This window comes from Nocardiopsis terrae, assembly GCF_014651695.1.
In the GTDB taxonomy this organism is placed as follows: domain Bacteria; phylum Actinomycetota; class Actinomycetes; order Streptosporangiales; family Streptosporangiaceae; genus Nocardiopsis; species Nocardiopsis terrae.
The window spans coordinates 449,453-471,628 of record NZ_BMXJ01000003.1; the positions used below are offsets into that span (position 1 = coordinate 449,453).

Sequence of the window (22,176 nt, forward strand, 5' to 3'; positions counted from 1 at the left end):
ATGTCGGAGACACTCGCCCGGAGGCTCGGGGTCGAGCCCGGGGACCGGCTGCTCGTCCTCAACGCCCCGGAACGCTACCTGAGGCTGTTGGACCCACCGCCCGACATCCACATCGACCTCGGGCCGATCGAGGGCGCCGAGTACGACGACGTGCACATGTTCGCCCTGGACCGGGGGACCGTCGATCGGGAGGGGCCGCGTGCCCTGGAACTGGCGGGCGCCGCTGGGCGGCTGTGGGTGTGTTTCCCCCAACGGGGAGGGACCATCATCACCGATCTGACCGCGGACAAGGGCTGGGACACCCTCACCGACGCCGGATGGCGCAGCACCGCCCAGGTGCCGATCGACTCGGACTGGGCGGCGCTGCGCTTCGAACGCCGCTGACCGACCGGCTGTCGCCTAGTGGAGAACCTGCACCGATCCGCTCGTGGTGTTGACGTCGATGCGGCTGTCGGCGCCGGAGGAGGTGTCCACATCGAACTCGCGTGAGCCGGACACCGACTCTCCGGTGATCTCGTAGACCCCTTCGGGGACGGACGCCTCGACCCTGCCGCTGACGGTCTCCACCGACATCAGGTCGAAGGGGGTGCCGGTCGCGATGTCCACACTGCCGGAGGTGGAGGACGCCTCCAGGGTGGTGAACCCGCCGCCGAGTTCCAGGGAACCGCTCACCGACTCGGCCCGGACCTCCTCGGCCGTGAAGTCCGCGGCGCTGACCGTCCCCGAGGTCGTGGAAACGTCCAGGAGGGGGCCCTCCCCTCCGGCCGTGATACCGCCGCTGGTGGAGTGGGCCGTGACCGCGCCTTCCATACCTTCGAGCGTGATCCGGCCCGAGACCGTCTCGATCCGGGTGTCGCCGTTCTGCTCGGCCACCTGCACCCCGCCGCTGACACCCTCCACGCTCAGCTCACCCTCCAGACCGCGGGCGTGGACCCCGCCGCTGACGGTCTCCACCGTCACCCGGGTCCCCGCAGGGACGGTGACCTCGTAGTCCACCGCGCAGGTGGTGAAGAACGGGAAGCCGTCGCAGTCGGTGTCGACCGCCAGTGTGTCGCCGTCGGCGTCGACGTCCTCGTCCGGTTCCGACAGGGGGCTGCCGCGCAGGCTGCGCTCCAGGAGGACCTCGTCCCCGTCACCGCCGCGCAGCGTCACCTGCCCGCCGGTCTCGTTGGTCAGTTCGAGCGCGGACACCCCGGCGAAGGAGTCGTCGCGGTCCGTCTGGTGGACGACCACGTTGCCCAGCACGGACACCGCCGTCACCACCACGAGGATCAGCACGAGCGCACCGCCCAGGACCATCCACGGGCCCCAGCGGAAGCGCCCCCGCTCCTTGCTCGACGAGGCGTACAGACCCCGTGCTCTGAAAGTCATGTTCTTCCTTCCCCGGAAGGCCTGGCCCTCCTTCTTCGGTCGGTTCGCGTCAGTCACGGTCGGTGCCGCGCAGGTAGCGCAGTACCGCCTGGACCCTGCGGTGGTCGTGGTCGTCCTGACCCAGGTCGAGCTTGGTGAAGATCGACCTGATGTGCTTCTCCACGGCCCGTTCGGTGATGGAGAGCCGACCGGCGATCCCCGCGTTGTTCAGGCCCTGCGCCATCACCTCCAACACCTCGGTCTCGCGCGGGGTGAGCCGCTCCAGAGAACGGTCACGGTGCCTGCTCAGCAGTTGTGAGACCACCTCCGGGTCGATCGCCGCGCCGCCGTCGGCCACTCGGCGCAGTACGGACAGGAACTCCTCGATGTCGGCCACCCGGTCCTTGAGCAGGTAGCCGACCTTGGACGCCCCGCCGCCGAGCAGGTCCGCGGCGTAGCGGCTGACCACATGCTGGGACAGCAGCAGAACCGCCACCTCGGGGTGGGCCTGCCGGATCCGCACGGCCGCCTGGATGCCCTCCTCTGAGTAGGTGGGCGGCATCCGGATGTCGACCAGGCACAGGTCCACCTCGGGGTACTCGGCCACCGCACGGGTCAGCGCGTCGGCGTCCCCCACCGAGGCGAGGACCTCCACCCCCGCGTCCTCCAGCAGCCGGACCATGCCGCTGCGCAACAGCACCGAGTCCTCGGCGATGATCACGCGCGGCCCGGGCCGCTCCTGCTGTGTGTCGGCCGCACTCACGGTCATGCCTCCCATGGGATGTTCGCGGTCAGGACGGTGCCCCCGCCGGTCGGGCTGTGAACGGTCAGCACACCGTCGACGGCGTCCACCCGGTCCCACAACCCGTAGAGGCCGGTGCCCGCTTCGGGGTCGGCGCCCCCGACACCGTCGTCGGTGACGGCGATCCGCAGCAGGTCGCCCTTGCGCCCGGTGCCCGCGACCCGTTCCGCGGCCACGGTGACCTGCCCGGCGCCTGCGTGCTTGGCGATGTTGTTCAGGGCCTCGCAGACCACGTAGTAGGCCACGCCCTCGGCCCGCGCGGAGGGGCGCTCCTCCAGGTCCACGTCCACCCGCACGGGGACCGGGGAGCGCCCGGCCGCGACCGGCAGCGCCGATCCGAGCCCGTGGTCGGTCAGGACGCGGGGGTGCAGACCGCGCGCCACCTGGCGCAGTTCGGTCATGACCTCCTTGGACTCCTCCTGGGCCTCGGTGATCAGTTCCCGGGCGCCGTCGGGGTCGTCGGTCAGCCGGGCGCGCGCCAGGGTCAGGGTCATGCTCAGTGCGAGCAGGTGCTGCTGGGCGCCGTCGTGCAGGTCGCGTTCGATGCGGCGGCGTTCGGCCTCGGCCGCGTCCACCATGCGCAGGCGGCTGTCCTGGACGTGCAGCAGGCGGCGCCGCATCCGCACCTCGGGGGCGTCGAAGAGCAGGATCCGGTGCAGGAGGACCTCGGAGGAGATCATGTACGGGGTCAGGCGCAGTCCGACCAGGACGGCCAGGGGCCCGAGGGCGACCAGGGCCAGAGGTCCGACGATGTCCTTGGCCGAACCCTGGGCCAGGACGTAGATGATGCCGAAGAACGCTCCGAGGGCGGCGGCCCCGCCGCACACCACGAGTACGACGATCAGGCCCGCGGCGACCAGGCCGTGGACACCGGCCACGGTGCTGTAGACCACCATCGACCAGGCTTCGCGGCCGAACACGTAGCGCAGCGCACGCAGCCAGACGTTGTCCTCGGCGAGGGGGTCGGGGGGATTGGTCTCCACGACCCCGAACACGTTCGCCAGGCGGTTGCGCTGCACCTGGCAGGCCAGGCGGGCCAGCAGGGTCGTGGCCACCGGCGGCAGGGCGGCGAGGAACAGCACCTCCACGGCGAGCCGACCCGCGCCGTGGCTCTCCGGAAGCATCCAGGGCAGGAACAGCACGAGTCCGAGCCAGGAGGCCGCCGCGACCAGTAGCACGGCAGGGAGCAGGTAGAACAGGGCCAGCGCGAGGGAGGTCATCAGGTGCAGGACCTCGACCAGGAGGGCGCGCCAGGATCTGCCCTGGGTGTCGGCGAGGAAGGGTACGTCCACGCGGGCGGTCGGCCGGGGCCTCACCCGCCGCTCCGCCCTGCGCCCCGCGCTCGGCGCCCGTCTTCCCTGTCTCCCGTTCACAGCACCAATCTAGGTTTCGCGGGCACACCGGTACGAGGCCATCAGCACGAGAAACGCGGGTGGTGCTGACACTACCGTTCCGGTGGCGCCGCACCGGAGCGTTCGCACTGGTAGGGCCCGGGCCGGTGGCCCGGTTGGCGCCGCGGTCCCGGACGTGGTCCGATGGTGCCGCGCACGGCGGGTGTTCGCGAGGGGGTTCCGATGTGCGGCCACGAGTACCACCTGTCCACCGCGTTCCCGGCCGGGGGTCCGCCGCTCACCCCGGTACTCCGGGACGTCGGTCAGATCAACATGTTCTTCCGGGTGGAGCCCGGGCCGCCGACACCGGGGTGGGTCCCGGTCACCGGTGACGGGCTCACCCGGGAGCGGGTCGCCGAGGAGGTGGAGCTGGTGCGGGCCCGGCTGGGGGCTTTGTCGGGCGGGCCCGAGGACGTGGAGTGGCGGGTGGGCGCGTCGCTGTTCCACCAGGGTCTGGCCTCCCGACTGCTGTCTCCCGTCCTGGCTGCCGCACTGTGCTACGGGGTGCGTCTGCGGGCCGGTCGCTTCCTTCTCGAACCCGAGCGTGCGGGGACGCTGGTGCTGCGCACGGCACAGACCCGCGCCGAACCGGTGTCCGACCGCCCCGGGGAGGTCGTGGAGTGGCTGGACCAGGACGTGGTGGGAGGGGTCCTGGCGGGTACCGAGGCGGCGTTGGCCGGGGTCGGGCGGATCTCCCCGGGCCTGTTGCGCGGCAACACCGCGTCGGCGCTGGCTGGTGCGGCCCGTGCCCTGGGCGGTGCCCGGCCCCACCATCGCTCGGGAGCCGAGGAGGTGGTCCGGCTGATGCTGGAACGCCCCGCGCTGAAGGGGGCCGGCGCCTACACGGGGGTGGACCGGTCGGGGCTGGCGGTGTTCCGGCGCACCACCTGCTGCCTGTACTACCGGTTGCCCGAGGGCGGTCTGTGCGGGGACTGCGCGCTGCGTTCCTGAGCGGGTCGGAGCGAGGGGGCAGGTGCCGTCGGCGGCCCGGCGCACCATCTCCAGGTCGATCCGGCGCATCATGAGCATGCTGGGTGGCCCGGTGCGCTCGCTCGGGGCCTGGATCCTCCAACAGGGTGTTCAGCTCCTCCGGGTGAACCTGCCAGGACAGTCCGAACCTGTCCCGGAGTAGTCGCATGGGCTCTCCTGGCCGCCGTCGGTGAGCCGGTCCCAGGAATGGTCGGACTCGGCCTGATCCCGTGCAGGAGCGCCATGGTCCTCTCCTCTCCCCCTCGGGGGTCTCCCCCTCTCATCCGTCCCGGCCTCTCATTCCAGCACCCAAATCCTCAAACTACTCTTTCCTTCCTTGCCATCAAGTACGATTAGGGAAATTTGAGGTTGAATAAGACGTTAGTGAGGAGAGACGTGGCCCAGCAGTACTACTCGGTGGACCAGGTTGCGGACCTTCTGGGTCTGCACGTCAAGACCGTGCGCGCCTACGTCCGGGAGGGGCGCCTGGCGGCCACCCGGATCGGGAAGCAGTACCGGATCCGGCGCCGTGACCTGGAGGAGTTCACCGGTGGCCCCCTGGCCGAGGAAGGACCCCCCGCAACAGAGGAGGCCCTCCGCGCGGAGGCGTCCACCGTCGTGCAGGTCGACGGGGTCGACCGGGCCACAGCCGACCGTCTGACCACCCTGCTCACCGTCACCGGGCGGCCCGAGGAACGAGGACGCTCGCACGTCCAGGTCGTCCACGACCCGGAGCGCTCCCGGCTGAAGGCCGTCATCGTGGGTGACCTGGCATCCACCGCCGTCCTGCTGGGGTACATCGACTCCCTCACGGGTGATCAGCCGTGAACCTCCCGAACACGCCCGACCCGAGCCCGGACGGAAGGCAAGCAGAACCGGTGTCCGAGACCCTCCCCGAAACCCGCCGGGTGGGCGGGTGCCCGGTCATGTTCTGCCCGTCGGGCGGCCCGCCCCTGCGCGAGGCCGCGGACGTGATCGGGGACGCCTTCCACCACGGCGTCACCTGGATCGCGGTGCCCGTCGAACGCCTCGACCCCGACTTCTTCCGGCTGCGCACGGGCGTGGCGGGCGATTTCCTCCAGAAGTTCGCCAACTACCGGCTCCGCCTGGCCCTCGTCGGGGACGTCTCGCGGCAGGTGGCGGCCAGTGACGCCTTCCACGCCCTCGTCCGCGAGTGCAACCGCGGCACACAGTGCTGGTTCGTCCCCGACCTGGGCGCGCTGGGGCGGCGACTGGCCGCCGCCTGAGTCGTGCTCCTTGGCCTTTTCGGGGTCCTGCCCCAGGTGGGTGAGGGACTCCGCCGGCTCGTCGGGATCGGGCAGCGCCGGACGTTTTCCCGGCCGAGCAGCCCCAACAAGAATTGTCTCACATGACGAGAAAGGCATCTCATTTATAGAGACAACAGGGTAGGGTGACCGACCAGGAACCCGGAACGAAGGACGGCACGCGATGGCGCGGTACACCCACGGACAGCATCCGACGGTCACCACCTCCTACCTGTGGCGTGACGCGGAGAACTCCGCCGCCTACGCCCTGGGCGAGATACGGCCCGGCCGCTCCCTGCTGGACGTGGGCTGCGGCCCGGGCAGCATCACCGCCGACCTCGCCCGCAGGGTCGCCCCCGGCCGGGTCACCGCGGTGGACAACTCCGCCGAGGCGGTCGAGCAGGCCCGTGCGGGCGCTGAGGAGGCGGGGGTCGCCAACATCGACTTCCTGGTCGGCGACGTCCACGACCTGGACCTGCCCGACGACACCTTCGACGTCGTCCACGCCCACCAGGTCCTCCAGCACGTGGACGACCCGGTACGCGCCCTGGCCGAGATGGGCCGCGTCGCCAGACCGGGCGGTGTGGTGGCGGCCTGCGACAGCGACTACTCGGCCATGCACTGGTACCCGCGCCTGCCCGAACTGGACTCCTGGATGGACCTCTACCAGAGCATGGCCCGCCTCAACGGAGGTGAACCCGATGCCGGGCGCCACCTGCTCGCCTGGGCGCACGCGGCCGGGTTCGGTGAGGTGAGCTATGTCGCCGAGGTCTGGAACCACTCCGCGCCCGACCGCCGTGCCTGGTGGGGCGGCATGTGGGCGCGTCGGATCCTGGAGTCGGCGATGGGCCGCGACGCGGTTCGGAAGGGGTACGCCACAGAGGAGGAGCTGGCGGACATCTCCGCGGGCTGGCGTCGCTGGAGCGAACACCCCGACGCCGTGTTCGTCATCCCCCGCGGCGCGATCCTGTGCCGGGTCCCCGACTGAACCACCGCGACAGGGCCGGTCGGCGAACAGTTCGGACACCCTCCGGGAACGCTGGCCGAGCCCAGGCCGACGATATATCGTTGATCTATCGGCACGTAGTCATTGGCCACCCGGAGGAACCATGTCCGACCTACCGATCGGATTCTGGCTCAAACACCTGGACCGACTCATCGAGAACGACTTCGACCGCGCCCTGGCCTCGGAGTCGCTCGGGCGCCGCCAGTGGCAGGTGCTCAATTCCCTGCACGGCGAACCCGGAACGGTGCACGACCTGGACCAGCGCCTGACCCCGTTCCTGGATGAGGACGAAACCACCGTCGCCCCGGTCGTGGAGACTCTGCGCCGACGCGGCTGGGTGAGCGGATCGGAGCCGCTGAAACTGACCCCGGAGGGCCACCGGGCGCACGGAGAACTCCTGGAACAGGTCCAGCGGACACGCAGCCGGTTGTGCGAGGGCATCAGCGACCAGGAGTACCGGGACACCGTCAACGTCCTGGAACGGATGTCGGCCAACCTGGAGCAGACCTGACCCGGGCTCCCCGCCGCTAGTCGGCGGGCAGTTCCCGGGTGAGTTCGACGAAGGCCAGGTCGTCCCGCTTGGGCAGCCCGAACGCCTCGTCGCCGTAGGGAAAGGGCTCGGTCCTGCCGGTGTTGGTGTAACCCCGCCGTTCGTACCAGGCGATCAGTTCGGGGCGCTGCTTGAGGACCTTCATCCGCATCAGTCGGCACCCCCACTCCCGGGCGGCCATGCGCTCGGCCTCGGCCAGGACGATCCTGCCCAGCCCCGCGCCCTGGAGTCCGGGGCGCACCGAGAACATCCCGAAGTACGCTCCGTTGCCACTGCGCTGCAGCTCACAGCAGGTGACGATCTCCCCTTCGGACTCACCGACCAGCACCAGGGTGTTGGGGCGGGAGAGCAGCTCGGCCATGCCTTCGGCACCCACCCGCTGGCCATCGAGGAAGTCGGCCTCGGTCGTCCACCCCTGCCGGGAACTGTCGCCCCGGTAGCAGGAGTTGACCAGATCCACCAGGGCGGGGACGTCCGCGGCCGCCGCGCCCCGGAAATCGATCTTGGCCTGTTCGTCCGGCATGCCCCGGCCGCTCCGCATGGTGCCCACGCCCCGCTCCCCTCGGTTCCGTCCGACTACGCCACCCAGTATGTACAAGTTCGGGAAGTACTCGCGCCCGGCCCGGGGTAGTTCCACCGGGGAACGTCCGCGCCAACGGCCGGTGGGGCTGGCACCACCACGGACTCGCCCGCCCGCAGCCATGACTCGGGCGAGCCTCCCGGCGTAGCGTCGGGAACATGAGCTCCTCCCTCTTCACCCGTGTGGGTCGGGACACCCGCTACGTCCTGTTGGGCTTCCCGCTGGCGCTCCTCTCCTTCGTCCTCGTCCTGGCCGGTCTGGCCGTCGGAGCCGGAACCTCCGTGCTCTTCGTGGGCCTGGCGCTGTTGTCCGCCACCCTGGTCGCGGCCCGGGGGCTGGCACACGTGGACCGCATCCGCCTCTCGGACCTCTACGGCCACCCGGTGGTGCGCCTGCCCTACCGCGGGGCTCCGCAGGGGGCCGGGCTCCTGCGGAGCCTGCTCAACCCGCTGACCTGTGCGCGCACCTGGCTGGACGCACTGCACCCCCTGCTGCGCCTCCCGGTCTCCCTGGTCACCTTCGCCGTCGCGGTGACCTGGTGGGCGCTCGCTCTGGGCGGCCTGCTCTACCCGCTCTGGGGCTGGTCGCTGTACTTCATCCCCGGTTACACCGACGTGGGCAGCTTCGTCCTCCCCGAGTACCCGGTACTGGCCACCCTCGCGGTCCACATGGTCGGCGGGGCGCTGTTCGCCCTGACCCTGCCGGCGGTCCTGCGCGTGCTGGCCCAGGCCGAGTCCACCCTCGCCCGCGCGTTGCTGCTCGCTCCCGAGGGCACCGGTGTGCGGGTCCTGTCCGCCCCGGGCCCCAAGGACCCGTCCGCCCCCGCATCGGGATCCGGTCAACGGCTACGGCGGCACAGGTTCGTGTCCACTCGCTGAGCGCAGGGGAGGTTCCTCGGAGAGGGAGGGGCGGCCGGGAGGCCGAGGACGCTCACCCCCGTAGGAAGTCCAGCACCGGTTCGGTCTGGCCGAGGACCGCATGGCCGACCCCGGGCAGAACTCTGACCTGGGCGTGCGGGACGCACTCGCGTACCCGTCGTGCGGTCTGGTCGGAGTCGAACATCAGATCGTGCGCCCCCACGGTCACCTGGACCGGCACGGCCAGGGTGCGCAGGGCCTCGTCCGGGAAGACCGGCAGGGTTTCGGTGCGCGGACGGAACTGGGCGAAGCTTTCGACCACCGAGTCCAGCACCGCCTGGTCCCCGGGCCGGTCCAAGCCGGTCATCAACCGGGCGGCCAGGCGTTTGCCCCGGCGCCCGAACAGCATCAGCAGGGCCGCGCCCAGGATGCGCCACCGCCTCTGGGCACCCACTCCACCAGGGCACAGCAGGGACAGCCGGGTGACCCGGTCGGGGCGGCGGATCGCGTAGTCCAGCGCGGTCCAGCCGCCCAGGGACATCCCCGCCACAGCGGCCTGCTGCAGGCCGAGTCCGGCGAACACGTCGTCCAGCCACAGCGCGCCGGCCTCGGTGGCCAGGTCGGGGCGTGAGGGCGCGCTCAGCCCGGGTTCACCGGGCAGGTCCACCGCGTACACCCGGAAGTGCTCCGACCAGGCGGGTAGGTCTGCGAACCAGGCGGCGGTGTTGGCCCCCGAGCCGTGCAGCAGTACCAGCGGCGGGGCCTGCTCGGGCCCGCAGGCGAGCACGAAGGTCTCTCCCTCGCGGGTGGGCAGGTACAGGTGCTCGGCGGGGACCGGTCCTTCCGCCAGGGCCTGGCGGTACCGCTCCTGCAGCCTCAGTCCTCCGGCTTCGGTTCGGTAGATCATACTCATGACATGGAACCTCCTTGTGGTTCTCTAAATTACCCTAAAGTTCCCTCGCATAGTGGAACATGAGGATCATAAGAGGAGTATGCTTGAAAACTTGACCTCAACTAATGTTGAGGTTCTACGGTTCAAGGGAACCCAACCCAACGGACCGGTGGACGACCATGAGTATGGAAATGGCCGCGTGGAACTCGATCTACCACGCGATGCACGCCCAAGAGGACCAGCGCCCCTTCTCCCTGCCGATCCTGCGCAGGATCGCCTCCTTCGCCCGCCCCCACTCCCGGCACCTGGGCTGGTTCCTCGCCCTGAGCGTGCTCACAGCGGTCCTGGCCGTGGCCTCCCCGCTCCTGGCCGGGGAGGTCGTCAACGCCATCGTCAGCGGCTCCGCGATCGAACCCGTCCTCCGCCTCGCCGGGCTCATCGCCCTGGTCGCGGTCGCCGAGGCGGCCCTGTCCCTGATCGTGCGCTGGCTGTCCGCCAGGATCGGCGAAGGACTCATCCTGGACCTGCGCACCACCGTCTACGACCACGTCCAACGCATGCCGGTCGCCTTCTTCACCCGCACCCGCACCGGAGCCCTGGTCAGTCGGCTCAACAACGACGTCATCGGCGCCCAACGCGCCTTCAGCGACGTCCTGTCCGGGGTGATCAGCAACCTCGTCACCCTCGTCCTCGCCCTGGTCGTCATGGCCACCCTGTCCTGGCAGATCACCCTGATCGCGCTCCTGCTGCTGCCCGTCTTCGTCCTGCCCGCCCGCCGCATGGGCGCCCGCCTCGCGAAGATCGAACGCGAACGCACCCTCCACAACGCCGCCATGGGCACCCAAATGACCGAGCGCTTCTCCGCACCCGGTGCCACCCTGGTCAAGCTCTTCGGCCGCCCCGGTGAGGAATCCGCCGAGTTCGCCCGCCGCGCCTCCCGCGTCCGCGACATCGGCGTACGCACCGCCATGGTCCAGGAGGTGTTCTTCACCGCCCTGACCCTGGTCTCCGCGCTCGCCCTGGCCCTGGTCTACGGGCTCGGCGGCTTCTACGCCCTGCGCGGCCAGATCGACGCCGGAACCGTCGTGTCCATGGGAATGCTCCTCACTCGCCTGTACGCGCCGCTGACCGCCCTGGCCAGCGCCCGCGTGGAGGTCATGAGCGCCCTGGTCAGCTTCAGCCGGGTCTTCGAGATCCTCGACCTCAAGCCACTGGTGGACGAGAAGCCGGACGCGCGTCCGGTCCCCGAGGGGCCGGTGTCCCTGGAGTTCGACGGCGTCACCTTCGGATACCCCACCGCCGACAGGGTCTCCCTGGCCTCCCTGGAGGAGGTCGCCACCCTCGACACCACCGACAACGGGCCCGTCCTGCACGAGGTGTCCTTCCGCGTCGAACCCGGACAGACCGTGGCCCTGGTCGGCTCCTCCGGCGCGGGCAAGTCCACCATCGCCCAACTCACCCCCCGCCTGTACGACGTGGACGAGGGCACCGTCCGCCTGGCCGGAACCGACGTCCGCGACCTCACCTTCGACTCCATCCGCGCCACCCTGGGCATGGTCACCCAGGACGGCCACCTCTTCCACGAGTCCATCCGCGCCAACCTTCGCCTGGGCTCCCCCGAAGCCACCGACGACCGGATCTGGGACGCCCTGCGCCGGGCCCGCCTGGACACCCTGGTCGCCTCCCTGCCCGACGGCCTGGACACGGTGGTCGGTGAACGCGGCTACCGGTTCTCCGGCGGTGAACGCCAGCGGCTGACCATCGCCCGCCTCCTCCTGGCCGGACCCGAGGTGGTCATCCTGGACGAGGCCACCTCCGCCCTGGACTCCACCTCCGAAGCCGCGGTCCAGGCGGCCCTGGCCGAGGCACTGGAGGGCCGCACCGCCCTGGTCATCGCCCACCGGCTCTCCACCGTGCGCGCCGCCGACGCCATCCTCGTGATCGAGGCCGGACGGGTCGTGGAGCGCGGCACCCACACCGAACTGCTGGCCCGGGGCGGACGCTACGCCGAACTCCACCGGACCCAGTTCGCCGAGGGGAACCCCGAACCGGCCACGGTCAGCTAGGCGCCCCCCAGCAGCACGGGAGGGCCGGGGCCCTCCGGAGCCGGAACCCTGCCAGGAACCCCGTCCCCCGGTGGCGCCACACCGGGGGACGGCCGTTTTCGGCCACGGGGATGGCGGAGCGGGTTCGCTCAGCCGAGCAGGTCCCAACGGTTTCCGGCGATGTCGAGAAAGACCGCGACACGACCGTAGGGCTCCGTGCGCGGCTCGGTGACGAACCGGACCCCGGCGGCCGCCATACGCGTGTGGGCCGCCTGGAAATCGTCCACACGCAGGAAGAAACCGACGCGTCCGGCGACCTGGTCTCCGACCACCCCGGCCTGTCTGTCACCGTCGGCCCGGGCGAGGAGCACGCCCGTCCCCGATCCGCGCGGACGTACCACGACCCAGCGTTTGGGGCGCCCGTCGTTGGTCAGCGAGGGCGAATCCTCCACGAGCTCGAAGCCCAGGGCGCTGACGAAGAATTCAATCGCGGGATCGTAGTCGTCGACGACGATGGTGACCAGGTCCAGGTTCATGGCTTCAGCCTAGGGAGTTCCGGCAGGGTGAACGGGGGCGAAGCCGAGCGGGACCGCGCCCCGGCCGGCGGACGAGCGCGGCCCGAGGGCGGGGCGGCACCCGTAAATCCGTGGCCCCTGGCACGGCGCCCGTGCCAGTCTCTCCGCCATGACAGCGAACGAGGCACACGAAGCGTCCCTGCCCGACGGTACGGATCCGGTCAGCGGCAGGGTCCTGGTCAGCGGGGCGACCGGCGGGATCGGCTCGGCCCTGGTGGACGCTCTGGTGGCGCGAGAATGGTCGGTGACGGCCCTGGGCCGTGACCGCGAACGCCTCGCCGCACTCTCCCGCGGACGTCCGCGGGTACGTACGGTGCGAGCCGACCTGCGCCGTCCCGAAGCCCTCGCCGAGGCGGTGGCCGACCTCGGGGAACTGGACGCGTTCGTGCACTGCGCCGGGGTGTCCCCGGTCGCCCCGGTCACGGACTCCCCGGTGAGCCTGTGGCAGGAGGTGCTGGCGGTCAACCTGGTCTCGGCCGCCGAACTCACCCGCGTCCTGCTGCCCGCCCTGCGCGCCAGCCGCGGGCACGTGGTGCTGGTCAACGCCGCACCCGGTCTGCGCGAGGTACCGGGGTGGGCGGCCTTCGCCGCGAGCAAGGCGGGGCTGAGCGAGCTGGCGGGCTCCCTGCGCCAGGAGGAGGCCGCGCACGGGGTGCGGGTGACCGGTGTCCACCCGGGCGGGACCGCCACGGAACTGCTGCGCGAGGTGCGGACTGCGTTCGGGCGTGACTACGACCCGGCGGAGTGCATCCAGCCCGCCACCCTGGCCCGCGCCGTCGTCGGTGTACTGGAGCTGCCGAGCGACGCCCAGGTCACCGAGATCCACCTGCGCCCGGGCGCATGAGACGGCTCGCCCGCCGCCCCGGGCCGCCCCCGCGTTGAACGGGGACGGCCGGGCACAGCGGCCGGGCTCGGACCGGTGGTCCGGAACGGCCGACACGCCGGTCCGGTCAGAGGATGCGCCTGACCGTTCCTTAACAGTGTGCGGGAGTGCCCTGTGGTGTTCTCCCGGTACTGCGCGCGTCCCGAACGGTGTTGGACGCGCTGGTCCCCCGTGTTCTTCGTTCCCCGGTTCGGGCACGCGCATCGTGTGCGCGCTCCGGGGCCGGGCGGCGGGTTCCCTCGCGCCCGGGGACACCACGATCGGCCTGGGCGGTCCGAGGCCCGCGCCCATCGCCCCGGTGGGTGCGGGGCGGTGCCGTCCGACGCCGGACCGCGTGCCCCTGGGCGCGCCGCCGACCGCGATGCTGGCCGCATCGTGACGGGAGGTCTTGCGTTTCTTGTTGGTCAGTCAGAAGGCCATGGGGGATGCCCCTGAACACTCCCTGAGCCGGACCCTCGGACGCCTCAGCCGTCGATCAGGCAGAACTCGTTGCCCTCGGGGTCGGCCAACACCACCAGGCCGGGGTGGCGGTCCGCCACCCGGGCTCCCAGGGCCAGCAGTCGATCCAGTTCCGCACCGTCCCCGACCAGGTCGACGTGCATCCGGTTCTTGACCGCCTTGGATTCGGGGACCCGCTGGAAGAAGAAGGACGGGCTCCCCTGAGGGCCCTCCACCATCACCTGGGGGTCGTCCTCGGGGTCGTGGACCCTCAACGAGCGGAGCCGCGCCAGCTCCTCCTCGCCGTAGGGCGCCACGGCGTACCCGTCCATGGCCGCGGCCCAGAAGCGGGCCAGTGAGGCGGGATGGCGGCAGTCCAGGACGATGTCGCGCAGTCGGGCCAGGGCTTTTCCCGCACGGCAGGGGTGCCTTCGGGCGCGGGGCCGTGTACGGGGAGGGAGTCTCCCAGGTGCAGAATGAACCCATGTCCTCACCCGCACGGGGCGCTCCGTGGCCCCTGGTCGCCGCCGTGTCCGCGGGCGGGGCTCTGGGCGCACTGGTCCGCCACGGCCTGGACGTGCTCGGACCGCAGTCGGCCTCCGGGGTCTCCTGGACGGTCCTGGCGGTCAACGTCAGCGGCAGCCTGCTGATCGGCCTGCTCATGGAGCTGATCGCCCACCGCCGACCCGGGAACCGCTTCGTCCGGCCCTTCTGGGGCACAGGGTTTCTCGGCGGCTACACCACCTTCTCCGCCTACGCCATGGACGTGGTGAGCGCCCTGGAACGGGGAGCACCACAGGTCGCACTCGCCTACCTCGCCCTCACCCTGGCCGGGGCGCTCACCGCCGCCTGGGCCGCCTCGTCCCTGGCCCACCGCTTCCTGAGCCACGGAGGGGGACGCGACCGGTGAGCGCGCTGATGGTGGCCCTGGGAGCCGCCCTGGGAGCCCCCGCCCGATTCCTCGTGGACCTGGCGCTCAAACGCCGGTTCGGGGAGGACTTCCCCTGGGGAACTCTGCTGGTGAACGCGGTGGGCAGCCTGTTCCTGGGCGCGTTGACGGCGCTGCCGCTGTCCTCCGAGGCTGCGGCGTTCCTGGGCACGGGGCTGTGCGGGGCTCTGACCACCTACTCCACGTTCGCCCACGAGAGCGTCCAGCTCACCAGGGCCAAAGCTCGGGGCCGGGCCCTGTCTTACGTGCTGGCGAGCCTGTGTCTGGGGCTGGGCTCGGCGTGGTTGGGCCTGACCGTGACGGCCCTCCTGCTCGGCGTGGACTGATCGCCGCCCCCATCCCGATCTCACTACTGTGGTCGCATGCCCCTGCTGACACCTCTGCTCTCCCGTCTGGACCGGTTCAACCGGCGTCACCCCTGGAGCCACAACGACCGCCTCTCCCCCTGGGTGGTGCGCAGGGTTGCGGCCAGCGGGGCACGCGAGGTCCTGGACGTGGGGTGAGGCACCGGAAACCTGGTCGCCCGCCTGGGCCGCCGAGCGGACTCGGTCACAGGTCTGGAACCAGACCCGGAAACCGCGCGGATCGCCGCGGCCCGCTTCGTGGACACCCCCGGCGTCACCATCACCGGGGCCCGGTTCGACCAGCGCGACTCCACCCGCCGCTGGGACGCCATCACCCTGGTCGCGGTCCTGCACCACCTGCCCCTGGAACCGGCCCTGCGCGAACTCCGCGGCGCTCTGTCCTCCGGCGGGCGCCTGGTGGTCGTCGGCTGCCACCGAGACGAAGGTCCGGCCGGCCAGTTCGCAGGATTGGTCTCACTCCTGCTCAACCCGCTCGTGGGTCTGTGCCGACACCCGGCCCCGGCTGCTGGTCCGCCTCCGCACATGCGCGCGCCCACCACGGAACCGCGGGAGACCCTCTCCCGCATTCGTGCCGTGGCCGCCAGGGAGCTGCCCGGGGCGCGCGTGCGCAGACGCCTGTTCTGGCGGCACACCCTGGTCTACGATCACCCGGCCTGACCCACACCCAATTATTGCCGTTCCGGCAACAAGCTTTGCCGCAGAGCCGGTGGTCGGGGCACCGTGGTGGCGGAGGAGGTCAGCAGGCTCCTCCGAACCCCGTCACCGAGGAGACCGACCATGGACGCACAGTTCTGGGACGACAGGTACGGCAGCCGCGCCCAGCTCTTCAGCGGTGACCCCAACGGCGTCCTCGTCACGGAGCTGGCCGACCTGCCGCCCGGGCAGGCCCTCGACGCGGGCTGCGGCGAGGGCGGCGACGCGCTGTGGCTGGCCCGCCGGGGCTGGCTGGTCACAGCCGTCGACCTCTCCCAGGTCGCCCTGGAACGCGCGGCCACCGCCGGAGCCGACGTCCAGGGACGGGTGTCGTGGAAACACGGCGACCTGACCATCACGCCTCCTCCGGCTGAGGCCTTCGACCTGGTCTCGGTCCACTACTTCCCACTCCCGCGCCGGGCCGACCACTCCGCGCTGCGCGGCCTGCTCTCCGCAGTCGCTCCGGGCGGCACACTCCTTTTCGTCGGCCACGACATCACCGGCCTGCCCGAGCGTTTGGACGACGGCCACGTTCCCGCGGACTACTACCAGCCAGCCGAGGTCGCCGATCTCCTGGGCCCCGACTGGGACATCTCCGTCAACGAGACCCGCCCGCGGGTCGTCCCCGCGCCGCCGGGTTCGCACCACACCCATGACACCGTCCTGCGGGCCCATCGCACACGGCGCCCCAGCCCCCTCCCCGACCAGGGCTGGTGACCCAGCGACGATCGGAGTAGCGTGGGAGGCGGCGCGGTCCCGCGCCCAACCTCCGGCTCCGGCGCCCACGCCGTCGGCCTCGCGGAGGCAAAGGGGACCCTGGAGTTCTCGGGACGCCGGTCTGACGTGTGGCCCTTCCGGCGGGGCGGCGGGAGCGTGGGGCTCGTCGCGGACCGCCGAGGAGCCGTCATGACCAGCCAGAAGTCCTTCAAGCAGCTCGTGCGTTCCCGGATGGACAGGACCGGCGAGAGCTATACCGCCGCCCGCGCCCACCTGATCACGGACCCCGAACCCGTGCCGAGCTCCGCTCCCGCCGACGAACCCGCCCCGCGTGCGGGCACCGGTGCCGCCACCATCCGCGAGCGCGTCTCCGGCACCAAGCTCGCCGAGGCCACCGGCCGCGACTACGAGGTCTGGTTCGCGCTGCTGGACGCCTGGGAGGCCACCGCGCACACCCACACCGAGATCGCTGCCTGGTTGGTCGAGGAGCACGGTATGAACGGCTGGTGGGCCCAGACCGTCACCGTCGCCTACGAGCAGGAACGCGGTCTGCGCGTCCCGGGCCAGAAGAAGGACGGTTTCGCCGCCAGCGCCAGCAAGACCGTCAACGTTCCGGTGGAGCGGCTGTTCGCGGCCTTCGCCGACCCCGGACTGCGTGCCCGCTGGCTGCCCGTCGAGGCGGCCGCGCGTACGGCCAAGCCGGGCAGGCGCTTCACCGCGGACCTGCCCGAGGCCACCCGTATCGCCGTGACCTTCCAGGCCAAGGGCGAGGCCAAGGCCCTGGTCGGCATCGAGCACACCCGCATCACCACCGCCGAGCGCGCCGCGGGGTGGAAGGGCGACTGGCGCACCTGGCTGACCGACCTCAAGAAGCTCCTGGAAAGCTAGAACGACGAGTGCGCGCTACTGGGATACGCGGGCCTGTCAGTCTTGACACCCGGACACTGGAGGAGGGCCTTCGGGACGGAAAGGACGGTCGTCCCCACCGCCCCGAAGGCCCCGCCTTCCCGAGCCGGTCACGGGCCGTGCGGACCCGCCGCGGTCGGCGCATCGGTCACAGGTTGATCCACATGTGGGAGGAGATGTTGTTGTTCAGCGTCTGGCCGGAACCGGCGCCGGTGTCGGCGTCGAAGTACCAGTGGCTCAGGTTGGCGAAGGCCATGCCGTTGCGCACTCCCCGGTGGGCACCGGAGTGGTTGAGCCCCCAGTAGACCCGCACGTCGTCGAGGTTGCCCGGGTAGCCGTTGTTCCACAGTGAGGACGTGGTGTTGCGGCACGACCCCCAGTGGGAGGAGTTGCCCTCCCAGGACCCGCAGTAGTTCTTGTAGTCGAAGCCGTGATAGGCGTGCAGCCTGCCGTCGGCGGCCGAGGCCGCGGTGGGGGAACCGACCTCCTCGGCCTGCGCGACGGGGGCGTTGAACAGGGTCGCGGCGGTGATCGCCGCGGCGACCAGGGCCGTCATGCGCTTGGTCCTCATGGTTTCTTGCCTTTCTCGCCGTGTCTCTTACTCCCCCGGGGGTGGGGATCACCCCCGGTGTTCGGGGCCCTCGGTTCGCTCCGCCTCACCGACGACGGTGCGGGCCCGGGGCAGGGCGTCAAGTTGCAGACGCCGCTGCGTCTCCAGCGCGGAGCGGTGGCGCTCGCGCAGTTCCTGGTCGTGCTGTTCGTCCAGTTCCGCCACGGTCCCGGCCAGTCCGGAGTCCGTGGCGCAGCGGGCTTCCGCCAGTGCGAGCCCGATCTCTTCCTGCCGGGGCAGGGGGTCCTGCAGTGGAGGCAGGGAGGCGCGGACGTCGGCCGGTGTGGCGTAGTCGTGTCCGGCGGCGCGCATGCAGTCCGCCCAGGGCCGGACGGCCTCCAGGTAGCGCGGATCGTTGACCACGCCCTGGTGGCGGAGCGCGGGAAGGGCGTCGACGGTGGTTCGGGCCTGGAACCAGGAGGCCAGGTCGCCGTAGAGTTCTCTGTCGGCCTGCGACTGGCATCCCTGGTCGCTGCGGCCGAGTTCCATCCCGTCGGGTGTGGTCGCCGTCAGTCCGACGGGACTGGGCCCGTTGGCGGCCACCAGCGCCTGGGCCCGGCGTTCGGGAGACAGGCTTTCGAAGTAGCGCTCGTTGGGGTCGTTCTCGCGCAGTTCCACGGCCTCGCGCTGAAGCTCGGTTCCGTAGCCGTGCTCAGAGGCCCATTCCGGATCATCGATGACGTAACGGAATTCCTCAAAATCGGCGACAGTGTCGCCCGAAACGACCTGGTATTCAAATCCGCGGCTTTCCATGCATTCTCTGAGCAGGAGTTGCCCGGCCGCCTCCAGCAGGCTTTCCTCCTCCGGTGTGACGTCCCGCGCGTGCGCGTCCCGGTCCTCGTGGCCAGGGGCGCAGGAGGTGGCGAGAAGGCTGGTCAGGGCCAAGACGACGAGAGGAGTGCGAGCACCTCCCGCGCGGGCCCCCCGGCGCCTGCCACGCCCGGCTGCCGCTTCCTCTTTCATGGAATTCCCTCCCTGCCCGTAACGCTCACCCTTCGCTGCTTTCCTGGTTATTATTAACACTCGCTTTCGGGTTCGTGCGTACGTTTTCCTCCTGGCGACAACATGGCCGGAAATGGGAAAGTCCGAAATGTCAAAAAACAGCACAAAGCTGAGCATTTATTTCAGCAGTGACGACCTCATGCGCCTGCGCCTGGCCGACTCCGCCAACCCCCTGTGGGAGACCGTCAACAGCCTCCACATGCTGCAGCACAGGCAGGGCGCCCTGTTCTTCGACGAATGGCGGGAAGCCGTGCACCGGACGCTGCTGGACGGCGGCCCCCGGGAACGCACGTTGCGGTTGCTGTTGGCGCTGGTCCCCTACGGGAACTACTGTCCCGACTTCCTCACCCCGACCGATGCAGACCCCGACCCCGACCTCGGTATCGAGTCCGTGCTGACCACACCGGTCCCCCGAATCCGTCAGGAGCTGGGCACCCTGGCCGACCACGCCCGTTCGCCCTCGTCACTCGGCTGGCTGGCCTTGGGCGAGGCCGGGTCCATGCGCCTGCTCGGTGGTGCCCTTCGCACCTACCACCGCGCCGCGCTCGCGCCGTTCTGGACTCGGATCCGCGCCCAGGTGCACACGGACCTGGTGCACCGTGCACGTGCCCTGCGGGGCGGGGGCTCCGAAGCGCTCCTGGCCTCTCTGGGCCCCACCGCGCTCTGGAGGTCACCCGTTCTGGAGATCGACTACCCCTTCGACCGCGAACTCCACCTGCAAGGCCGCGGCCTGCTCCTGGTGCCCTCCTTCTTCTGCTGGGGCAGGCCCGTGGCTCTCGCCGACCCCGGTCTCCCCCCGGTACTGGTCCACCCGATCGAGCACAGTCTCGGCTGGGCACGACCGGCCCCGCACCCAGTCGGCCTCGCCCCGCTCCTGGGACCCACGCGCTCCCGACTCCTGGAGCTGGTGGCCGAGGGCGGGGTGTGCACCACGACGGGCCTGGCCCGCAGACTCACCGTTTCCCCCGCCACGGCGAGCAAGCATCTGAACGTGCTCCGCGAGGCCCACCTCGTGCAGAGCCGTCAGGAGGGCCGATACGTGCTGCACAGCGTCACCGGCCTGGGCCTGGGCCTGCTGCGAAGGTCGTGAGCGCTCGCGCCTCCGCGCGGCCGGACGAATCGCCCGCAGTCCGGTGCCCCGCGTTTCACGGGAGGGGGCGCACCCGGGCCCGGACCGTGGTGAGAGCCCGCCCAGCCCGAGGGCTTCGGCTCGACGAAGGTCCGGCGGGCTCGAAGGCGAGCGCGTCCTCGTGCGGGTCCCGTCCCGCCCGGGTCGCGCTGAAGCCGTCGGCCCAGGAACCGCCTCCCAGGAAGGCGCGCATGTCCCGACCGGGCGGATGGAGTAGTCATGCGGGCCAGTATCGCGGGGCGGCCTCCGGTCTGAACGAACTCGGAGGCCGTCGACGCCGGTCAGTCCAGGACGGCGTACGCCTCGACCTCGACGAGCACGTCGGGCTCGAACAGGTAGTCGACGCCGATGGCCGACACCGGAGGCAGCGGCTGCGGGAGCCCGAGTTCGTCGGTGACGTTCTCGATACCCGCCATGAACGCGCCCACCTTCTCTCCCCGGTCAGGGCCCCAGCCGGTGAGGAAGAAGCGCAGGCGTACGACGTCGGAGAAGGTCGCTCCCGCGCCGGCCAGGCCGCGCCCGGCGTTGCGCAGGACCTGCTCGACCTGGCCGGTGAGGTCACCGGTCGCGATGAGGGCGGCGTCGGCGTCGCGCGCGATCTGGCCGGCCACGTGTACCTGGCGGGTACCCGTGCCGATCGCGACGTGGTGGTAGGGGACGGGCTGGAACATGCCCTCGGGGGTCAGCAGCTGCACACTCATGGAAGGTTCCTCCGTTTGGCGTTTTCCGGTATCCAATGTCTACTAGGTAGACAAAGGGAACCTCAACGAGACCAGGTGTCATGCAGGAAACCGCCCACTCCCCGGCCACCCCGCCCCAGATCAGCGCGGAGCACCGAGAACTGCTCGACCAGATGCTCGACAAGTGGTCGCTCCACGTGCTCGACCGGCTGTGCGAGCAGCCCTCGCGCTTCAACGAACTGCGCCGGGCGATCCCCGCCGTCACCCAGAAGTCCCTCACTGCGACCCTGCGGCGCCTGGAGCGCAACGGGATGGTCGAGCGGGTCGTGGTGAGCACGCGCCCGCTCGCCGTCGAGTACCGCATCTCATCGCTCGGAAAGACGCTCCAGGACCTCATCGACGCGTTGCTGCGCTGGACCACGGTCAACATGCCCGAGGTCGAGCGCGCACGCGAGCGGTTCGACGAGCAGACCTGACCGTGCACCGAGCCCCGGAGGGCCGCAGTAGGCGTGCTCAGAGCAATCGGTACATGACGTGCAGCCCGACGTGGCCGTGCACGGGGTGGCGGAAGCCCTCCGGCAGCGTGGGGGGTCGAATCAACGGGCCGTTGTGGTGCCGGGTCGGCGGCGAGGGCGGTCAGGAACGCCAGCGCGAGCATGGCGAGCGTGATGTGCCGGTGCCAGGAGGTCCAGTGCCTCACCTGGTAGTGGTCGAGTCCGACCTGGTCCTTGGCGGCCTGGAAGCACTCCTCGACGCTCCAGCGGACACCGGCGACGCGGACCAGTTCGGACAGGGCCACCTTTGTGGGTGACCAGCACAGGTAGAAGGCGAGTTCACCGGTGGTCCGGTTGCGACGGATGAGCAGGTGGCGGTGGCAGTCGGTGCCGATAGAGCCGACGGTCGATCAGGGCCCGTCCCCGGCTGGTGGCGTAGGCGAGGAAGATGCCGACCCGAGAGTTTTCGATGCGTCCCGCGGTGCCGGTGTACTGCCGTTGTACACCGGCCGAGGCCCGGCCCTTCTTCAGGAAGCCGGTCTCGTCGACGACGAGAACGGCGCCGTCGGCACCGAGGTGTTCGGCGGTGTACGAGCGCAGGTCGTCGCGGACCGCATCGGCGTCCCAGCGGGCGTAGCGCAGCAGGCGCTGCATCGGCCCGGGTCGGCTGTGGCCGGCCTGTTCGGCCAGCTGCCAGCAGTTCTTGCGCTCGACGTTCGACAGTAGCCCGAGCAGGTAGCCGCGGGCCGCGGCCCGCGGCTCAACTCGCCCGAAGCGGCCCGCGATCCGGTCCATGGCCTGGTCGAACATCGTCCGCCAGCGAGCAGGGTCTACGCTATGGCCCGCAACCACCGCACGATCGTCATGAGTCCACACAACCCTTGATGATCACGCGGTGGCCGTACCCGTTCCCAGCCGGGTCCGCGACAAGATCGCGAAACCAGACTGGAGTACTAACCCGGGACGCACCTGTGGCACAACTTCTGGGACGGTCCTGACCTGGGCAGTGTCGATCGACGTCGACACCG

General features: G+C 70.8%; 27 protein-coding genes and 1 pseudogene. 17 read left to right on the forward strand and 11 right to left on the reverse strand.

What is annotated here, in order from left to right; genetic code table 11:
- Positions 1-384, forward strand: coding sequence for a hypothetical protein (locus IE195_RS09805; protein ID WP_191269828.1), 384 nt, complete (start codon positions 1-3; stop codon positions 382-384).
- A 15-nt stretch (positions 385-399) separates the two neighbouring features.
- Here IE195_RS09805 and IE195_RS09810 read toward each other — a convergent pair whose 3' ends face one another.
- Genes IE195_RS09810 through IE195_RS09820 form a run of 3 tightly spaced genes read right to left on the reverse strand, consistent with a single transcriptional unit; the run spans position 400 to position 3,372 of the window.
- Positions 400-1,371 carry a DUF4097 family beta strand repeat-containing protein gene (locus IE195_RS09810; RefSeq protein WP_191269830.1) on the reverse strand — a complete coding sequence of 324 codons (972 nt, stop codon included), beginning with the start codon at positions 1,369-1,371 and terminating at the stop codon, positions 400-402.
- 49 nt (positions 1,372-1,420) lie between these two features.
- Positions 1,421-2,119: a response regulator transcription factor gene (locus IE195_RS09815; protein WP_373295647.1), complete on the reverse strand. Its 699-nt coding sequence runs from the start codon at positions 2,117-2,119 to the stop codon at positions 1,421-1,423.
- Entirely contained in the window at positions 2,116-3,372 is a 1,257-nt protein-coding gene (locus IE195_RS09820; RefSeq protein ID WP_225943197.1) for a sensor histidine kinase, read from the reverse strand. Before IE195_RS09820 ends, IE195_RS09815 begins: the two co-directional genes overlap by 4 nt.
- Positions 3,373-3,726: 354 nt before the next feature.
- Between IE195_RS09820 and IE195_RS09825 the strand changes: the two genes are divergently transcribed.
- From IE195_RS09825 to IE195_RS09845, 5 genes are all read left to right on the forward strand, one after another.
- The gene (locus IE195_RS09825) at positions 3,727-4,494 is read left to right on the forward strand and encodes a (2Fe-2S)-binding protein (protein WP_191269836.1); all 768 of its coding nucleotides are present in this window, start codon (positions 3,727-3,729) and stop codon (positions 4,492-4,494) included.
- A gap of 414 nt (positions 4,495-4,908) precedes the next feature.
- Entirely contained in the window at positions 4,909-5,340 is a 432-nt protein-coding gene (locus tag IE195_RS09830) for a helix-turn-helix domain-containing protein (protein WP_191269838.1), read from the forward strand.
- A 50-nt stretch (positions 5,341-5,390) separates the two neighbouring features.
- On the forward strand, positions 5,391-5,759 hold the full coding sequence (locus IE195_RS09835) for a DUF4180 domain-containing protein (protein ID WP_229826147.1): 369 nt from the start codon (positions 5,391-5,393) through the stop codon (positions 5,757-5,759).
- A 202-nt stretch (positions 5,760-5,961) separates the two neighbouring features.
- Positions 5,962-6,765 carry a class I SAM-dependent methyltransferase gene (locus tag IE195_RS09840; RefSeq protein ID WP_191269841.1) on the forward strand — a complete coding sequence of 268 codons (804 nt, stop codon included), beginning with the start codon at positions 5,962-5,964 and terminating at the stop codon, positions 6,763-6,765.
- Positions 6,766-6,886: 121 nt separating this feature from the next.
- Positions 6,887-7,294, forward strand: coding sequence for a MarR family winged helix-turn-helix transcriptional regulator (locus IE195_RS09845; protein ID WP_191269843.1), 408 nt, complete (start codon positions 6,887-6,889; stop codon positions 7,292-7,294).
- Between the two features lie 16 nt (positions 7,295-7,310).
- Here IE195_RS09845 and IE195_RS09850 read toward each other — a convergent pair whose 3' ends face one another.
- A complete protein-coding gene (locus IE195_RS09850) occupies positions 7,311-7,874 on the reverse strand; it encodes a GNAT family N-acetyltransferase (RefSeq protein WP_191270517.1) in 564 nt (187 codons plus the stop codon).
- A 197-nt stretch (positions 7,875-8,071) separates the two neighbouring features.
- Between IE195_RS09850 and IE195_RS09855 the strand changes: the two genes are divergently transcribed.
- Positions 8,072-8,791, forward strand: a complete 720-nt coding sequence (locus IE195_RS09855; RefSeq protein ID WP_191269845.1) for a sensor domain-containing protein — start codon at positions 8,072-8,074, stop codon at positions 8,789-8,791.
- A gap of 52 nt (positions 8,792-8,843) precedes the next feature.
- Here IE195_RS09855 and IE195_RS09860 read toward each other — a convergent pair whose 3' ends face one another.
- The gene (locus IE195_RS09860; RefSeq protein ID WP_191269847.1) at positions 8,844-9,683 is read right to left on the reverse strand and encodes an alpha/beta fold hydrolase; all 840 of its coding nucleotides are present in this window, start codon (positions 9,681-9,683) and stop codon (positions 8,844-8,846) included.
- Positions 9,684-9,841: 158 nt separating this feature from the next.
- Here IE195_RS09860 and IE195_RS09865 point away from each other — a divergent pair, with 158 nt between their 5' ends.
- A complete protein-coding gene (locus IE195_RS09865; protein ID WP_191269849.1) occupies positions 9,842-11,728 on the forward strand; it encodes an ABC transporter ATP-binding protein in 1,887 nt (628 codons plus the stop codon).
- Positions 11,729-11,856: 128 nt separating this feature from the next.
- Here the strand turns inward: IE195_RS09865 and IE195_RS09870 are convergent, their stop codons facing one another.
- Positions 11,857-12,243 carry a VOC family protein gene (locus IE195_RS09870; protein WP_191269851.1) on the reverse strand — a complete coding sequence of 129 codons (387 nt, stop codon included), beginning with the start codon at positions 12,241-12,243 and terminating at the stop codon, positions 11,857-11,859.
- A 148-nt stretch (positions 12,244-12,391) separates the two neighbouring features.
- On the opposite strand from IE195_RS09870, the gene IE195_RS09875 reads away from it, so the two are divergent.
- Entirely contained in the window at positions 12,392-13,126 is a 735-nt protein-coding gene (locus tag IE195_RS09875) for an SDR family oxidoreductase (protein ID WP_191269853.1), read from the forward strand.
- 503 nt (positions 13,127-13,629) lie between these two features.
- Here IE195_RS09875 and IE195_RS09880 read toward each other — a convergent pair.
- Positions 13,630-14,007, reverse strand: coding sequence for a VOC family protein (locus tag IE195_RS09880; protein ID WP_191270518.1), 378 nt, complete (start codon positions 14,005-14,007; stop codon positions 13,630-13,632).
- Positions 14,008-14,087: 80 nt separating this feature from the next.
- Between IE195_RS09880 and IE195_RS09885 the strand changes: the two genes are divergently transcribed.
- From IE195_RS09885 to IE195_RS09905, 6 genes are all read left to right on the forward strand, one after another.
- The gene (locus IE195_RS09885) at positions 14,088-14,513 is read left to right on the forward strand and encodes a fluoride efflux transporter FluC (protein ID WP_191269855.1); all 426 of its coding nucleotides are present in this window, start codon (positions 14,088-14,090) and stop codon (positions 14,511-14,513) included.
- Positions 14,510-14,878 (forward strand): fluoride efflux transporter CrcB, encoded by a 369-nt coding sequence (gene crcB, locus IE195_RS09890; protein ID WP_191269857.1) that lies wholly within the window; start codon positions 14,510-14,512, stop codon positions 14,876-14,878. The genes IE195_RS09885 and crcB overlap by 4 nt, the downstream gene beginning before the upstream one ends.
- Before the next feature lie 36 nt (positions 14,879-14,914).
- Positions 14,915-15,055: a hypothetical protein gene (locus IE195_RS26135; protein WP_225942433.1), complete on the forward strand. Its 141-nt coding sequence runs from the start codon at positions 14,915-14,917 to the stop codon at positions 15,053-15,055.
- A 12-nt stretch (positions 15,056-15,067) separates the two neighbouring features.
- Entirely contained in the window at positions 15,068-15,574 is a 507-nt protein-coding gene (locus IE195_RS09895; RefSeq protein ID WP_225943192.1) for a class I SAM-dependent methyltransferase, read from the forward strand.
- Between the two features lie 120 nt (positions 15,575-15,694).
- The gene (locus IE195_RS09900) at positions 15,695-16,327 is read left to right on the forward strand and encodes a class I SAM-dependent methyltransferase (protein ID WP_191269859.1); all 633 of its coding nucleotides are present in this window, start codon (positions 15,695-15,697) and stop codon (positions 16,325-16,327) included.
- A gap of 189 nt (positions 16,328-16,516) precedes the next feature.
- Positions 16,517-17,215: a DUF4287 domain-containing protein gene (locus IE195_RS09905; RefSeq protein WP_191269861.1), complete on the forward strand. Its 699-nt coding sequence runs from the start codon at positions 16,517-16,519 to the stop codon at positions 17,213-17,215.
- 166 nt (positions 17,216-17,381) lie between these two features.
- Here the strand turns inward: IE195_RS09905 and IE195_RS09910 are convergent, their stop codons facing one another.
- Positions 17,382-17,804, reverse strand: coding sequence for a hypothetical protein (locus tag IE195_RS09910; RefSeq protein ID WP_191269863.1), 423 nt, complete (start codon positions 17,802-17,804; stop codon positions 17,382-17,384).
- Between the two features lie 48 nt (positions 17,805-17,852).
- Positions 17,853-18,728, reverse strand: coding sequence for a hypothetical protein (locus IE195_RS09915; protein ID WP_225942432.1), 876 nt, complete (start codon positions 18,726-18,728; stop codon positions 17,853-17,855).
- A 205-nt stretch (positions 18,729-18,933) separates the two neighbouring features.
- Here IE195_RS09915 and IE195_RS09920 point away from each other — a divergent pair, with 205 nt between their 5' ends.
- Positions 18,934-19,935: an ArsR/SmtB family transcription factor gene (locus IE195_RS09920; protein WP_191269865.1), complete on the forward strand. Its 1,002-nt coding sequence runs from the start codon at positions 18,934-18,936 to the stop codon at positions 19,933-19,935.
- 320 nt (positions 19,936-20,255) lie between these two features.
- Here the strand turns inward: IE195_RS09920 and IE195_RS09925 are convergent, their stop codons facing one another.
- A complete protein-coding gene (locus IE195_RS09925) occupies positions 20,256-20,675 on the reverse strand; it encodes a RidA family protein (RefSeq protein ID WP_191269867.1) in 420 nt (139 codons plus the stop codon).
- Positions 20,676-20,755: 80 nt separating this feature from the next.
- Here IE195_RS09925 and IE195_RS09930 point away from each other — a divergent pair, with 80 nt between their 5' ends.
- Positions 20,756-21,130 (forward strand): winged helix-turn-helix transcriptional regulator, encoded by a 375-nt coding sequence (locus tag IE195_RS09930; RefSeq protein ID WP_191269869.1) that lies wholly within the window; start codon positions 20,756-20,758, stop codon positions 21,128-21,130.
- Between the two features lie 113 nt (positions 21,131-21,243).
- Here the strand turns inward: IE195_RS09930 and IE195_RS09935 are convergent.
- Positions 21,244-21,958, reverse strand: a pseudogene (locus IE195_RS09935) (IS701 family transposase); the annotation flags it as partial.
- Positions 21,959-22,176 lie beyond the last annotated feature (218 nt).